This window comes from Segatella copri, assembly GCF_003465495.1.
GTDB classification, from domain to species: domain Bacteria; phylum Bacteroidota; class Bacteroidia; order Bacteroidales; family Bacteroidaceae; genus Prevotella; species Prevotella copri_G.
The window spans coordinates 1-294 of record NZ_QSAV01000142.1 but is presented as its reverse complement, the minus strand read 5'-3'; the positions used below and the strand labels follow the sequence as shown (position 1 = coordinate 294).

1 pseudogene is annotated in these 294 nt (G+C 43.9%); it reads right to left on the bottom strand.

The features are described from left to right. A pseudogene (locus DWV53_RS16350) lies at positions 1-294 on the bottom strand (IS1380-like element IS942 family transposase); the annotation flags it as partial.

Below are 294 nucleotides of genomic sequence, written 5' to 3'. Positions count from 1 at the left end.
CCTTTCCATTTCTCAACAAGGATGGAATTCAGCTCAAACTCAATACCGTTGATTTCAACAGTTTTCCATCCAGTCAAGGCAAACATGGAATCATAGAAGGAAGAGCACCTGTTGGCACGAATATAAAAATGCCTGCAATGAGCCTCTATCATATCTACGATTTCCTCCGAGCATGAGCCGCAATCCATGCGGGCACGGGATATATATACTTCCGATGCCTCCAGTCGCTTGAAGATTCTTTCCAAAGTCTCTCTTTGGTTGAAGCGCACGTTTGTGTTACCGTCTCTATTTTCA